The 15,527-nt window shown below is 45.0% G+C and carries 11 protein-coding genes and 1 pseudogene; 2 read left to right on the top strand and 10 right to left on the bottom strand.

Annotated features, from left to right (window positions below; all coding sequences use genetic code 11):
* Window positions 1–34: 34 nt before the first annotated feature.
* Together MHI37_RS09900 and MHI37_RS09895 are read left to right on the top strand one after the other, a co-directional pair.
* Window positions 35–2,200 carry a hypothetical protein gene (locus tag MHI37_RS09900; RefSeq protein ID WP_076337758.1) on the top strand — a complete coding sequence of 722 codons (2,166 nt, stop codon included), beginning with the start codon at window positions 35–37 and terminating at the stop codon, window positions 2,198–2,200.
* Between the two features lie 30 nt (window positions 2,201–2,230).
* Window positions 2,231–3,181: a YbjN domain-containing protein gene (locus MHI37_RS09895; protein WP_076337759.1), complete on the top strand. Its 951-nt coding sequence runs from the start codon at window positions 2,231–2,233 to the stop codon at window positions 3,179–3,181.
* 542 nt (window positions 3,182–3,723) lie between these two features.
* Here MHI37_RS09895 and MHI37_RS09890 read toward each other — a convergent pair.
* The 10 genes and pseudogenes from MHI37_RS09890 to MHI37_RS09845 form a co-directional block, all read right to left on the bottom strand.
* Window positions 3,724–4,479, bottom strand: coding sequence for a YheC/YheD family protein (locus MHI37_RS09890; RefSeq protein WP_076337760.1), 756 nt, complete (start codon window positions 4,477–4,479; stop codon window positions 3,724–3,726).
* Between the two features lie 73 nt (window positions 4,480–4,552).
* A complete protein-coding gene (locus tag MHI37_RS09885) occupies window positions 4,553–5,230 on the bottom strand; it encodes a VWA domain-containing protein (RefSeq protein ID WP_256710583.1) in 678 nt (225 codons plus the stop codon).
* 63 nt (window positions 5,231–5,293) lie between these two features.
* Window positions 5,294–5,809, bottom strand: a pseudogene (locus MHI37_RS09880) (TerD family protein); the annotation flags it as partial.
* Window positions 5,810–5,949: 140 nt separating this feature from the next.
* Window positions 5,950–6,297, bottom strand: a complete 348-nt coding sequence (locus MHI37_RS09875; protein WP_179090247.1) for a hypothetical protein — start codon at window positions 6,295–6,297, stop codon at window positions 5,950–5,952.
* Window positions 6,298–6,371: 74 nt separating this feature from the next.
* The gene (locus MHI37_RS09870) at window positions 6,372–7,343 is read right to left on the bottom strand and encodes an ABC transporter permease (RefSeq protein ID WP_076337762.1); all 972 of its coding nucleotides are present in this window, start codon (window positions 7,341–7,343) and stop codon (window positions 6,372–6,374) included.
* Window positions 7,336–8,247 (bottom strand): ABC transporter ATP-binding protein, encoded by a 912-nt coding sequence (locus MHI37_RS09865; RefSeq protein WP_076337763.1) that lies wholly within the window; start codon window positions 8,245–8,247, stop codon window positions 7,336–7,338. Before MHI37_RS09865 ends, MHI37_RS09870 begins: the two co-directional genes overlap by 8 nt.
* Entirely contained in the window at window positions 8,244–9,032 is a 789-nt protein-coding gene (locus tag MHI37_RS09860) for an SGNH/GDSL hydrolase family protein (protein ID WP_076337764.1), read from the bottom strand. Before MHI37_RS09860 ends, MHI37_RS09865 begins: the two co-directional genes overlap by 4 nt.
* 27 nt (window positions 9,033–9,059) lie before the next feature.
* A complete protein-coding gene (locus MHI37_RS09855) occupies window positions 9,060–9,791 on the bottom strand; it encodes a uracil-DNA glycosylase family protein (RefSeq protein WP_076337765.1) in 732 nt (243 codons plus the stop codon).
* A gap of 27 nt (window positions 9,792–9,818) precedes the next feature.
* On the bottom strand, window positions 9,819–11,606 hold the full coding sequence (locus MHI37_RS09850; RefSeq protein ID WP_076337766.1) for a glycerophosphoryl diester phosphodiesterase membrane domain-containing protein: 1,788 nt from the start codon (window positions 11,604–11,606) through the stop codon (window positions 9,819–9,821).
* Between the two features lie 181 nt (window positions 11,607–11,787).
* On the bottom strand, window positions 11,788–15,513 hold the full coding sequence (locus tag MHI37_RS09845; protein ID WP_144023717.1) for a DUF4430 domain-containing protein: 3,726 nt from the start codon (window positions 15,511–15,513) through the stop codon (window positions 11,788–11,790).
* Window positions 15,514–15,527 lie beyond the last annotated feature (14 nt).

Genomic DNA, 15,527 nt, shown 5'->3' with positions numbered 1-15,527 from the left:
ATGATGAATATTATTCCTGCCGGGAGGATCAGATATGTTTTTTTCCAAATCCAAAGCGAATAATGAACAAGGAAAAGATAATGCGGCTGCACCAAAGGCTAATCAACAGCAAGCCCCCGCGACTGCCGAATCAACTAGCAAAAGTACTACAGCTTTGCTGCAGCAATCCATTGGCAACCAAGCTATAGCCCAGCGTGCACAGCAGACTGCCCCTACCGATAAAGCAAATACTTCAACCCCTGAAGAACAAGAGTCAGCTTATGTTGATCAGCAACAGATAGATAACCTTTATTCCGCAAAGCTCTACGAGCCTATTAAGCTAGCTGTACTTTTGAAATTCGGCGTAGGCCGGGGGGAATGGAGACGCTCCGATGAATTAAATGCGTTTCGACAAAAACTCAAGGATGCGGCTAGAGCACAAGCCAATGATGATATTACCAATGAAATCTCAAACCATCAGGAGCTGCAAAATAAAAGCAAGATCAGCCAAGCCTTTACTGGCATGATTGCGAATAAAGAAGCCTATTCCTTAGCTAAGAGCTCCGTTGATTCCATTATGGAAAAAGAAGCTTTGAAAATTGTAAATTCGACGCTTCCTGCCGATCCAACAAAGCAAAAATTAAAACAAGCCGCTCACAGTGCTGCAAAGCAGCTCTCAAGTGCCAAACAAGTAAAACCGGACAATGTACGCAAAGCCGCACTAACCGGTGCTCAGACCAAAGCGATTGAAATATTAAAGCAAACAGAGAGCTTAGCTGTAAATGAAGCACGGACCATTGTAAAGGGTGGTAAGTTGCTCGGAAAACCTGCCCCTACAAAGGATCTCAGTACAGATGTCCGAACGCAGGTAACTACTGATAAAATAGCAAATAAAGCGATCAGGCTGGCGATAGATAGCGATTCACTTAATAGTGGTCTCGTGAAAATTGGCAGCTTCGTTGATCTAGCTGTTCCCAATGATGGAGATTCCGGAGAATTTGAATTCGAGCTGAAAATCCCACTTGGACAATCGGGCGGTTACGCCATTATTAGCTTTGGCGCTGAAGCAGAGCGTGATGATGGCAATTTGACCTTTAGTGCACAGATTGGCTTCGGCGTTGGTGTTAAGGCTCTGGGCTTGGATGCTAATTTTCAGTTGGGTCTATACCTTGAGGCACAGGCCGGCAATTCTACCTCTGTCATGAATCTAATTTCCTATGGTATGTATCGTCATATGAATGGTGTTGTACCGAGTGCAGCTGAAAGCATTTGGGGCCAAGGAGGAAAATCAGGGAAAACTCATTCAGAAGAAGCTGAGCTATGGGCATCAGCCATTGAAGCGCAGGATATGGAGGGCGAGAACTATGTTGACGTCGGTACATTCAAGCAGCTTAGTGCTGAATTTGAGGCTGGGATTGTTGGGGTTTCTCTCAGTGCCGGCAAGAAAAGCCTGACCCATTATGACAAAGAGACCATCATTGAGAAGACCTTAGACAGCTTTGGGGACAATACGAAACTCGATCAATTAAAACATAAAGCATCGATCCTAGCTAACCTAGAACAACGGAAAGTTTATGAGGCTGAAGCTGAGGTTGAGCTGGATTTGGGCTTTGGAAGTCTTAGCCTTTCGGCAGAAGGCTCTCATACCCGCTTTGAAGGAAAACCATTAGATCTTGAGATATCAATAGAAGCATCTATTCCATTCGAATACGGTGAAGAAGCAGCTAAATGGGTATCCTATATGAGTAAAATAGCAACACCAGCTCTCGGATTGCTTACAAACATTAGTAATGCTCTCACACGTGATAAGAATGATAGTGCACCTGGAGGTGCCACTAAGGATCACAATACAGATGTTCGAGATACGGGGACTAAGGTGGATATAGGCAGCGACGCTATGATACTGCTTCCTCAATTTGATGGAATCGGTAATTCACTGGCTAAGCAAATTCAAGAGGTCGATGTTGATACTGGAGAAATTGAGAACAAGATTGTTAGCTCCTCCACTACAAATCTCACGTTGAATTTTGAAAAAGAATGGAATAGCGCAGGCGTAGCAGGTGACTGGAAACTAGCAGTGGAGCTTGGTCAAACCAAAAGTTTCGAGGTTGATGCAGGAATCGTTAAATTTTCTGTTGAGAAGACGAAAAGATTGGCCGAATTCGGAAGAGAAAAGAAAGATGGCGTGAAACAATTCACCGGCGGATTGCTAGGACGCTAGTAACAGACGTTGAAAGGAGCTAATGAATCCATGAGTATACATAAAACAGATGATCATTCTAGTATCAAAACCAATATCCCTATCACCTTCTCCTCCTGGAATGGGGAATCGGTGACCGTTACGATTACACGTTTAAGATATCAGCAAGCACAAGCAGCAGCGACCTGCATCGCTACCTTTACTGTCCTTGCCGATCTCATGAAACAGCTGGTTGAACAGCATTGGTTTAATCTGCTGCCTCATACTATAACTTCACAAGTACGATTCAATTCCAAAGACGTCATCGAAGTTCGCGCGCTGCTTTCTCCAGCGATTTCGAGTCAAATTTCTGCTAGAAACGGTGATGTGGAAACCGTACTTGCTGCTCTGCTGCCTGATGTGATATCCGGAACCCAATTGACTCACCTTGCCAAGTCTGAATACTGGTATGTGCTTGATGCCAAGCAGACAGCAAGTCTCCCCCAAGTGTTACAACAATCCGGTACACTTCGCCAAGGTTTCAAGACCATGTGGACCGAGAAGCTAATAAACAAGGAGCAGTCTTCGGATGAAGTGGTGAGCGCTGTCGTGCTTGACCTGGCCTCACAAGTCGAAGCTTTCTTGCAAGCAAACAACTTAAAATATGAATATTTTAGCGATCGAATTATTCGTCTTCGATTCAGCAGCACAACCGGCGGGACATGGATCGGCTTAATACGAATCGAGCCTGAGGAGGATCTTCTCGTACTCTACTCCGTCTTTCCAGAACAAATCCCTGCTCCACTACGTCAAGGCATTTCCCTTCAGCTTATGGGAGAGAATTACGATTTACTGAATGGAGCTTTCGAGTTGGATCAAGAAGATGGCGAACTTCGCTTCCGTTCTTCCTTGATCTGCACGGTGGGCTGGAATGAATCCAACTTCACCCTGCTGCTAAACGACCAAATACAAAAGATGGAGCACTACCTGCCTCTCGTTCATCAAATCATTCATGAAAACTAGCGAATGATCATTTGTGCATAGCAAGTCCTCCTCTATATAAGTTGAACTAAACATTTACGTTTTGGTCGCTGCCAAAGGACGGCGATAGCCCTTTCACCTTGGTTCAAGGTATATCGTTTAACGAGAAGCAACCTAGCCTGCACTTATTACAATTGAAACCTCACATGAGAGCTGTTACGGATGGCTACATTGTAATTATGCAGGAGAAAGAGCTCCAAACCAACGAATATCGCCTTAGAAAAGGCAATCTATTGCACAAACTACAGTGTACGTATCGAGTCAGACAAGTAACGTCGATTACGTTGTACAAACTGCAGCGTAGCCTCGTCCTATCGCGCTATTTCCTAAACGAACTAACCCAACTATATCAGTTGAACCAAAGAAATTTCATCCCTGCCTGTTCGAACTATTTTCTTTCTTATTCGACATGCAGGTCGTTATTTCTTTACCATAGGTTCTAAAACTTAAGTTCAACTTATATAGAATCGAAACAAGATAAAGCCTTGCGATGGTATTCTAGAGGGGATGAATCACAGAATTATTTATTTGTATCTTCCATATTGCTTCGCATAGGAAACGATTCGTCGATATAGCGCCTTATTTTTCATGTTCTTCAACGGATAAAATTGTGGTCTCGTATTAACTTCAAGAATCCATGGCTTGCGCTCTGAATCCAAAGCTACATCGAGGCCGATCTCCCTCATTCCTTTTAAATGACGCTCAAAATTCCTCCCAACGGAGACACCTAGCTTCAATAGCTTTTGCTCCATTTGCCCAATCGAGGCCTGACCATATCCTGCACCTGAAAGCGTTCCATGAAGAAAACCTATTTTACCGCCTTGATTATAATTTGTGGCTACCTTGCCCGGACTGCCTATTTTCGCGAAAATAGCAGTGCTTTTCCAATTTCCGTTATTCGTTTTTTGGACCATCACACGAAGATCGAACGGATTTCCGTTTGTTCTCGCTAAGTGAATCCCCTTTTGCAGCAAAAATGATCTTTGATTGGAAAATCGTTTCAGCTTCTGATATAAGCCATCCATGGTGGAGTAATACGTTTTGACCGTATTGTACTGAATTTGGTAACCACCTGTTTTTTTCTTAATTCGAATGATATTTGCCCCGCCTGTACCTCCCGTTGGCTTGAAGAATACAGTGGAAAACATAGAGAGCATCGTTGCTAGATTTTTCCGATTGAAAAGCATCGTTTTTGGAACATATCTGCGCAAATCCGGCTGCTTCAACAACCAACTGTTTTTTATCCATTTGCTTTTCAGTGTACTGCTTTTATATTTCATCACTGTGCCTCCTTCCCCACACTATATGTAGGTAAAGGAACGCCTGTCGCCATTCCTGCCTATACACTGTATTTTACTGCCGAATAATTCGCTTCTCCGTTGCCTCTTTTATCCATTTCGGGAACTCATTCAATAGCTGATCATAAAGCATTTCATCGGAGATCGCCCTGATATCGTTCAGATGGAAGAAATTCGCGTTATCAACAACTCTTCCTTCCATCGTGTCCAGCTGCCTTAACACCTCGAAATCAGAGCTTCCGATACCTATGAACTGCCAGAAGATAGGCTGAACAGCCGCATTCACAATGACTTTCTTAATTGGTTTAACCACACCGCCATCATTGATAAAAATAATAAATACAGGTGTCGGCGAATTTTCTTCCACGGTATATTTATGAATAACGTCTTCCATAACAGGAGGCTCATTGTTGCGACCAAACTTATGGATCGTGGTATTATTCATAATATGCTTCTCAACATACTGGTCAAAATCCTTCTCCGTCACCGAGGGCAACCGGCTAAAATGGGTATCATACACCCACACATCCAAGGCTGCATTATCATCAAATTTACAAGCAACGGCTAATATCCGCTCCACAACTTCTTGTACGGTTCCATTCTTATACAAATTTTGCATCGAACCGGTGATATCCAGCACGATGCCTACTCTGGCCACTACATTCGTCAGCTTTTTCTTCTCCAACGTGATTTGCACTAGCTTCTTGCGCAGATCTATTTTCGAGAGAACCAGCTCTTCAACAGCTGCCGCGACCTCGGGAGCAGCCTCTTCAACGACTAGCCCAAAGTTGGTACAGAGCGCCTCTAATCCACCAAAAAATCCGCTTCCAATCGCATTGAATTTCCATTCCCCATGATTACGATACAGCTCGCCGACAACAACAGCTGTCTCCTTGGAAAATTCAGAGCCGTAATCGAAGCGGAACAGCTCCTCGCCCGTATCTGCATTTAGAAGCCGTATATATAAACCGGATACATCCTTCATGTAATGCCCCTGCTTCTCGCCCTCATGAATCGTCACCGTGAATGCTATTTTTTGGGCATGGGCTGGAAGTCTTGAGAGTGAGATTCGTATACTTTCTTTATCAGAAAGCTGCTCCGTTGAGTGAGCTAGACCACCGCTTCTAGCAGCAGGATTACCATAAAATATAAAGTCCTCATCTTTTTCACAGCGATTTTTATCCGACAATATAAAAGCTGCACCGTCCACACTCATTGCCGAGCGGTTCAATGTCCACCCAAATTGCAAGCTTAGATTCTTCATGCTGCGTCCTTTGGTAATATCGATCTTCTGCCCTTTAATTAGCTGCACGAGCTCAACTCCTTAGGTTTGATATCTATATGCCTATTTTGTCGTAATGAGCTCATTATAGCAAGGCAGCCGCTGCATTTAAAAGAGCCTCCAAAAACGGACTAATCCGTTTTTGGAGGCTCTTTTCCTAGAGTACGCTACTATTTCTTGTCTACCTGAAGCACCCTAACTGTCTTAGTTGCGAAGGTATCCTTCAGTTTATCCTCTGTAATGACATTTAGCTTGAGCAGGCTGGCAATTTTGGACGTGTCGGGCTTCGATAGCATCCGCCACAGCTCAGGATCGGGCAGCGCTTCATACAGCCTCGTATCATCATATTCTTTGCGCTCCTGTATTACGACCTTCACTTTATGACTGCCAATCTCCAGCTCATTTGTCCCTTGCTCCGTCAAATACGTTAAGATTTCATTGCGCAGCTCAGAGAGCTCCTGCTCTATTTCTTTTTGCTTTTGTTTTTGCAGATAATATCTGCGTACCGCCTTGTCCATCCCTATCACGCTCCTCTTCTACTACATGCATATGAGAAGGGGAACTATTTTAGGACAAGTCAGACTCATGCCATTTAATAAATGTCCTTCCTCATGAACACCGTAAAGGAGACGATCAACGACCCAACCATCCAGACCGTAAGCACCACAAGCGAGAAACCTAATGTCATGCCCGCAATTGGAGGTGCCGAACCGCTCACGTAATTCATGAGCCCGAGGTTGACCATAAATAAATATTTAGCTGATTCCCATGAGGAGACCATATTGCTAAGAATCGCACCAGCAATTAAGCAGGCCAGCATCGTTCCCATACCTGCCGCGCTGCTTCGCATCAGAATCGACAGCATGAAGGACAATGTCCCAACGACGATGGAAATAAACCATGCCAGTCCAAACTGCTGAACAATGTATTGCCACTGCGTCACGAGCCGCACAGCAGATATATCAAGCTCATCTCCCTGCGTAGAGAAGCCCGTTAAGATCGGTGCAGACCATCCCTCATTGCCAAATACGATGACCGAGATCAAATAGGACAATATGCCGAACAGGAACATGACAAGCGATACCGACAAGATCAGAGCGATATATTTGCTGAGCAAAATCCGAAAGCGACTCACCGGCCGCGTCAGGAGCAGCTTAATCGTTCCCATGCTTCGCTCTGACGAGACGAGATCTACCGCAATGATCATAACGAGCAGCGGCAGAAACAGTTCTGCGGAGTTTTGAACAAAGCCTCTAATAAAGGTTGGAGCACCGGGCTTTGATGGGTTAACATCATGATCCAAATAATATTGGGACTGTTTAATTTGAATTTGGATTTGCTCGCGCCATTGTCCCGCGCTGCTTAGCCTGTTTTGCATATCGACGATTTGCTGCTGCAGCTCCGTTCGCCAATCGACTGTCCCTATACGCTCCCTGATCGACTCGGACTGCTTCACCTGCGCATACGAGAACATCGAGAGCAGAACGATGATAATGATCGAAATAATTGTGAAGCGGCGCTTGGCGAGCAGCTTCGTCATTTCATTTTGGACGAGATTAATCAATAGATTCGCCTCCTGTCAGCTCAAGAAATAAATCCTCAAGCGCCGGAAGCTTCCGGTTCATTTCCAGTACGGTCACTCCCGCTTCTACCAGCCTGCGATTCCACTCTCCAACCACCGGCTCCAAATAAGCGGTTGTGACCGTCTCATCTGTCTCATCAAGAACTGCCGTTAACTCGCTAATTACTGTGCGTCCCAGCATATGCGGGAGTAACCGCCATACTAACCTTTCTTCGCTGGAAAGCAATTGCTGCACTGAATCTACACGAATGATTTCACCCTTCGAAATAATGGCTACGCGGTCGCACATCAATTGAATTTCGTGCAGCAGATGACTGGATACGAGTACTGTGAGCCCTTCCTCCTCCGCCAAAAACCGAATAAACGCGCGCATTTCCCGAATGCCCGACGGGTCCAGTCCATTTGTCGGCTCATCCAAAATAAGCACATCCGGCTTGCCGAGCAGCGCCTGCGCAATGCCCAACCGCTGCCGCATGCCGAGTGAATAGGTGCTCACTTTATCGTTCATCCGCTCGCGCATGCCGACCAAGGCGACGACCTCGTCAATTCGCTCCTGCGTAATGCCGCTGATCATAACGGCAAAGTGACGCAGATTTTCCATGCCGGTTAAGAACGGATACAGCTCTGGATTTTCTACGATACAGCCCATATGCCCCATTGCACGCGTGAAATGCTTGGAAATATCCAGTCCGCAAATCTCAATGGACCCTGAGGTCGGCTTAATTAAACCCACGAGCATTCGAATCGTTGTCGTTTTCCCAGCACCGTTCGGTCCTAAGAAGCCAAACACCTCACCGCGCTTCAGCTCAAAGCTTAAATCCTTTATAATGGTCCGCTTGCCAATGACCTTGCGAAGTCCTCGAACCGATAAGGTGATGTCGCTCATGATTGTCCTCCCGCTCCGATAATCAAGTCCGCCACTCGTTTGGCCATTAACCGGTATCCCTCTTCATTCGGGTGAAAATGGTCCGTAAACAAATAGTCGTTCACATTCCTCTGAAAAATATCAAAGGTGGGTACGAACACCGTATTGGTGTCCTGCGCCAGCAGCTCTGCTGCCTTGTAATTCCACTGCCTGACGACCCCGGACAAGAGCTCCCCATCTTCAAATTCACTGAACGGATTGTATAGCCCTAATAAATAAACAGCAGCTTCCGTATTAACCGCACGTATATTCGTGATAACAGCCTCAAGATTACTCAGAAAAGCATCCTCCAGCCCCGTAATGCTCGCTTCCGAAATATCCGACAGCGTTTGTCCGCCAAGGAATAGATCATTGCCTCCAATTGTCATCAGAACAACATCAGCTTGTCCGATTTGGCGGCTAATTTCCTTCTCCTTCATTTGTTCCGCTAGATCCGGAGAGACTAAACCCTTGATGCCGAGATTAATTAAAGAAATATCCATTCCTGACTGCTTCAATTGATCACTGACATACCCAACATAACCTTTGCCTTCTATATCGCCAGTGCCTCTCGTCAGCGAGTCGCCCAAAGCGACAATTTTCAGCTTATCGGAAGGTGCAGCTGGGTGCTCCGCTGCAGATGGCGATAATGCTGGGCTTTGCGATCCAATCAAATAATCCTTTACCGCCCAGCCTAATCCGAATAACCATAAGAGACAGGTAAGGACGGCAAAGCCCGTAATCAATCGTACCTTCTTACTATGCATCGACTATCACTCCTTGCTCTATTGCCATTAGGATCGGCTAAACCAATTCAAAACCTGCTGCTGCATGCTTGCTTTATGCTGCTCGAACTGCCTTTGCCGATGACCGTTCGCTCCTGAAGGATGCGGCATCTCAAATAAGCATCTTTCCGCATTCAGCCAGCCTTTCTCCACAAGCGCTTGCACAACCTCCGAGACGGACTTGCCCAGTGGGATGACGAGGGCGTCTTTGACCGCAATTAATTCGGGTAGAAGGATCGTCTCTACATAGCGGCTAAGTATGCTGGACTTCAATATAGCGGGACTGTGGCCGGTATAGTTTTTGCCATTGATAAACACGGGATATCGAATGGCAGAGGTCGTATGAAGCAGCTCTCTGCGCTCCTCGAATAAGGATTTGCTGCTGCTAATGCCAATTCGAGCTGGCAAGTCAATTTGATCAAGCATCTCGATCAAATTTGTCCGTATTGTACCCGCGAAGCTGGCCAGCTTCTTCGCTCGCTTGTCGATCAGCTCCAGCGGCACACCCAGCAGCAAATCCTCACGCGCGCTTCGAATAGCTACCTCCATTTGGGTAAAGCCCGGCGTTATCCCAATAATCATTAGCTTTGCCTGCGTGTTCACATATTCATAAGGCACATAATAAATCGACATAGCCTCCTGCTCTTCCAGCAGCAATTCCTTCGTAAATAACTGCTCCCTGGACAGCCCACCTGAAGGGAGCGACATAATAAAGCTTTTGTACTTATTTATTTGAGTCATGCTGCATGCTCCCTTCCCTAGCGCCAGTTACAAATTCAGCTCCACCATATTATTGACCCGTGACGGGTAATCGGTAATGATGCCATCGATCTCAAATTTGAGCACCTCTTTCAAATTCCGATCCGTATTGACAGTCCACACCCACACCTCACGGCCTTTTCTGTGCGCGCGATCGACAAGCTGCTTGGTCAGCATCACCTGCTCAATCGTATAGAAATCAACATCGAGCAGAGACAAATCACCTACCGCAAAATAAAGAATTTGTCCGATCTTTATGTCTGGGTTGAGCTGCCTGATTTGCTGCAGTGTCTGCCTGTCAAACGACTGAATATAACAATCATTTGCCATTTCGAATTGTTCAACCAAATTGACAACCTCTTTAGCAAGCTCCTCGCCTGGACCATAAGGCTTTAGATCAATGATCACCTTCGTCTGACCCTGCAATGCAGCAAGCACCTCAGACAGCATCGGAATTCGGTCTATTTCATCGATATCTCCTTCGCCTTCGTACGTGCCAATACTCAGCATCGCTATCTCATCGTAAGTCAGCTCATCCACTCGTTTCGAGACACCCGTCATTCTCTTTAAATTATAGTCATGATGAAGTACAACTACACCATCCTGCGTCAGCTGAACGTCGATTTCGACAGCGCTGGCGCCTTGCTCCACAGAGCCTAGAACAGCGCGAAGCGAGTTTTCCGGTGCTGTCAGCGTATCACCGCGATGTGCAGCAATAAGCACGCTCCATTTGGCATAAACCAAATTATCATTAGCAGCATAGCTGACAATGAGCGCTAGCGCTAGGTATGCTGCGATAATCGCTGTGTACAAAATCCGCTTGCGGGTTCTTCTCTTGATGAATGCAATGAAACGCTTCTCCAAGGGTCCCAAAAAACGGCTATGACTAATAACAACGCCATCCTTAGGCCTAATGCCTTTTTTTCCATTGTAATAGTAAAACTGGCGGGTCAAAAATATAATGTTCACGGGTACGAGCATTAAAGTAAACATGTAGGTAAGCACCGTGGATAAAGTTAATGAATAGTGATCCGTCATCGCCTTGAGCACATTAATATTCAGCCATGAAGGCAAATAAGCGACTGAGGAGATGACCATAAAACCAAGTGAAAATACAAGGGCATTAACCAAAAACAAATGAATCAAAAGCGATAAGCGCTTCCCCTTCGTGAGCACAAGACTGCTTCTAATTGCCTTCCTTATCGATTTGCCTTCAATCATAATAAAATGCAAAACGAAAATCCAACGCAAGAATGTATATATACCGGCTAGAAACAAAACCGCGTACAGGGCCAGCATGGTGTAAGATGAGCTCAAAACCTGATTGTTAAAAAATATCGGAACGTTAAACTGTGCAAAAAAGGAAGACGATAGCGGCGAATCAATAAACGGCACTAGAAAAAGCAGAAAAAACAACAGTTGAATAATCCCAAAACCAAATAGCTTCGATGTATGTCTAAGCGTCGTCAGCAGTGCATCAGCAATTAATACATCCTTCCCAAAATAATGCTGCTGCGCAATCGTGATGACGACACCGAATTCAATAAACAGTACAAACATAGCTACCAAGCAAATCGCTATTAATCCGAGTATCCCTGTATAGCTGAGCCCGATCTTATAGACCTCGCCATTCAGCACCGAGCCCGAGCCAATGACCCGGAGCACACGGTTGAAAATAAAAGAAATAATCGGGATAATGACAAAGCTTGTCATTAGCATAAATAAATACTCAAATAGAAGATGCTTCTTATAGGTTGCTCGAAAATCACGAATACTTCTTTCAAAAAGCTGAAGCATAACCCTTCATCCTATTCCTTATGTAATTAATCGATCATGAGGCAAAATGGTGCTCCTCCTTATATTATAACGCATCTTCCCACCTTCGCGTCGAATCAGCAAAAAACAAAAGGCGTACGCTTTCCTCCAAGTGGAGGGAGCGTACGCCTTTCTGTTGTATGAGTTCTCGATCAGAACGAAATTATTTCAATTCATAGAGACGAATAATGGCGACAGCAGCCATTTCTCTCGTTACAAATGATTGTGGATTAAATCGTCCATTATCACCTGTCATTAAGCCTGTTTGGTAGGCAACATTTACATAAGGCACTGCCCATGCGGATACCGCATCACGGTCTTTAAGTGCAGCTTGCGGGGCGTTAGAGTCCGACAGCCCTTTAAATCTAACAAGAACCGCAGCCACTTCCTCTCTGGAAATGGACGCATTAGGTGCGAAGCTAGTGTCTGATTTACCTGACATTAAGCCTTTTTCCTTAGCTGCTGCTACATAACCATAGAACCAGTCTTTACTGCTAACATCAGTAAAGCCAGCGTCCTCATTTATTGGGTCTATTCCAGAATATTTAACCATCAAAGCAGCAAATTCAGCACGGGTTAGAAGACGTTTCGGCTCGAATTTAGGATCTGTCGTGCTTGTACCCTGCATGAAGCCTAGTGCACTTGCTTTGGTTACAGCTTCCTTAGCCCAGCTGGAAATTTGGGCTGCGTCTTTGTAATTAATGGTTGATGATCCGTTATCTCCACCAGGGACCTGTTCACCAGTTTCTGTGTTTCCGCCTAAACCTGTATCCCCGCCTATATCATTGCCTAAGTCTTTCGTATATTGCCAGCGCAGCACATCACCGTTTTTCAGCGTGTATGCTCCAGCACTAATCTGAGGAAAAATGCCGTTAACCGAATACATCCAGCCGCTGCCCGCTCCCTTATCCAACTCAGCAAGACCGTCAATCGATTGAACATAAACGCTTGCTTCTGAACCGGTATATTGCAAAGCTACTCCTTTATCATCAAGCGCACGTTTAAGTGCGGTGAAAGCCGTATCCCCTGCTTGAATCGTAATCGTAACAGGAGCTACAATATCGCCTTCACCCAATGAACGTTTTTCAACGGAGAGCTTAACGGTTTGAGCTACCGGTACCGTACCGCCACCGCCAGATGTCGTTAGTGCTGAAGTCGAATACGCTAAGAAAGAAGTAAAATGCTTCGTTTTGATGATCAGATCGCCATTGTCATTATAGGCGTATACTTCATCTGCTCGAATAGCCGAATCTGCATATTTCTTAATCGGAGTGAAGCTTCCCGTTTGATCAACAAATCCTGCTTCCTTAGCACCTTGTCCCTTTAAAGTAAGAGTAACATGCTGACTAAATTGGATTTTTTCGTCGCCGCCAACGTTAATACGTACCGCAACAGCATCTACTTTTTTATTGTCGCCTAACAAAGCCGTATTCATCTTGGATACTACATTGCTATCGTCCAGGCTTAGATTTGTTGGAAGCTGAAGCTCCTTGTTCCAAGTCGATGTTACTTTTGTATTGGCTGGAATCTCAAGCGTCGTATTGCCGCGCTCTGCCGTTACCTTAGGCAGATCAGTTGATGCAAACGTCAATACTACATTGTTAGTAGCTGCAGCTTCGCTTGAAGAGCCAATTACGACAGCTGTTTCATTCTCATCAATTGCGAAAGACTGATCCACTGAATCGCTAATGATGCGAGGGACAATAACTGATATTGGATCACTCGCTTGATTTCCAACTAAAGCTCCTTCTAACGCTTTAATTGTAATCGCACCGCCGTTTGCTGTTCCCTCGAAAGAGATTGTAACTTTGTTATTGTCTTTAATTATTGAACTTACCTGCAGCTCTGTGCTTCCTACATGGATGGACCAATTGCTGATATCATCAGCTGCATTTGTGAACTCATCACCAGCTAGCAAAACTTCTACAGCAGGATTTGAAGCGCCATTTGCAATTTTTGTAGTCGTAGAAAGAGCAGGCCATCTGCTGTAATAGAAACGAACCTCATCATTTTCTTTAAGCTCATAAGCAGCCGCTCCAACGGATGGCGCAGCTCCATTGACTTCAAACATCCAGCCATCCCAGCCGCCAAGGCTGCCCGCTGCCTGACCGTCAATCGCATTCACATAAGGACCGAAGCTGCTATTTACGATCTCATAGCTAATCTTTGGAACTGCTTGATCAAGAGCTTTCTTCAACAAATCTAGCGCTGTTGTCGGATTTTCAGTGTTTTTAATTTTAACTTCTTGTGCTGCAAAAATTGCCCCTGATATCCCGTCAACCTGCAGACTAGCTTTTACCGGAATTCTCAGAGTAATCGTATTACTCTTTTGCTTACTAATTAATGCCGCTGATAATGCTTGAATCGTAATCGGCTCACTCGTTACTTGACCATGAAGCTGAATTCTAACGGTTTGGTTATTTACACTCGTTATAGATTGAACCGTTAGGTCTGCTGAGTTTGTATTAATAATCCAATTCTCAGCGGAAATGGCCTCACTGCTGAAATCATCTCCTACAAGTGTAACATCAACATAGGGATCAGTTGTGCCGCCTGCCAGCTCTGCCGCGGTCGCAATAGCTGGGTAACGACTATAATAGAATCGAACCTTATCATTTTCTTTGAGCTGGTATTCTCCTGCACCTACATCTGGTGCAGCTCCATTAACCTCGTACATCCAGCCATCCCAGCCGCCAAGGGAGCCCGCTTCTTGCTCGTCTATTCCTTGTACATATGGACCATAGCTGCTATTTACAATGTTGTAAAGGATAGCAGGTGTTGCTTTGTCTAGTGCGTACTTAAGCGCATCTAAAGCCGTTGCCGAGTTCGTACTTTGCGGAACAGAAACGATATTTTTCTCGTAAATACGATCAGAAATGCCGTCTACTTCTACCGAAACCCGAACTGGCAGTTTAATATCAGCGAAGCGATGCCATACCGTCTTCTGATATTTGGTATCTAGTAATGCGATAAGTGACTGATTAGTCGCCATAGCATCTGCATTTGACTGACTTTCTAAATATTTGAAAGCCCCATTCTGCACTTGGAAAAGTGCATAGGAATCCAGAATACTGTTGCCATTATCAGTCCACGCATCTGATAAAACATCCTCTCCAATTGCTGTCAAGCCCGTTACGACTGCTGACATGCTGTTGGAGTTGTTGCCAAACATTACATGTTCTCCGTTTAATTGCTTTGTTTTTAAAAATGCTTTTAATTTTACAATTGCACTTTGAACAGCACTATCATTCTGATAATTTCCTAGCGCAAGTAACCCCATACCTGTCATATCAGCGTCAGAAGTCGTTCCGAAGAAAGCAAAGCCCCCGTCTGAAAGCTGTTTACTCAACAAATAATCTACAGCCTTCTGCTTAGCCGCTGCATCCCACGTACCGACAGAGCTTCCCAGCTTCGCTCCTGTATCAAGTGCAAGCATTGCCCACATATGCCTGTTTGTCAATCCATTTCCAATTGCCCCTGTAGTTGCATTTTGCTGAGCAGCAAGCTCTGCATACAGATTACGATTGGTTTCCCAGGCATGTGCAGGATCTTCCCCCATAGCTAGCAAACCAAAGATGTAATTGATATGCTCGGTTCCTGATGCGGTCGGCAGCAATCCTTGATCAGTTTTATACCAAGGCGGAAGCTGCCAGCTGCCGTCACTTAAATTTTGACCCGCACCCCAAAGTGCAACGAGATCCCACCAAGAGGTCAGTTCTGTATTTCTATTTTTATAATAATCAACAGTCTTCTCAATCATCGTATTTAATGAAGTGTTGTCTGTATGATCTGCCGCTTTACTTACCTGTGGTGCAAATAACCCAAAAATTAGAACAAAAACCAACATAGCAGGAAGCATCTTTTTCATAAATCTATTAAATGTAATCAAAGCTTTCTCTCCTT

Origin of the sequence: Paenibacillus sp. FSL H8-0548, assembly GCF_038630985.1 — a bacterium.
Taxonomy (GTDB): domain Bacteria; phylum Bacillota; class Bacilli; order Paenibacillales; family Paenibacillaceae; genus Pristimantibacillus.
The sequence above is the reverse complement of the archived record's forward strand: the minus strand, read 5'-3'. Positions and strand labels throughout refer to the sequence as shown.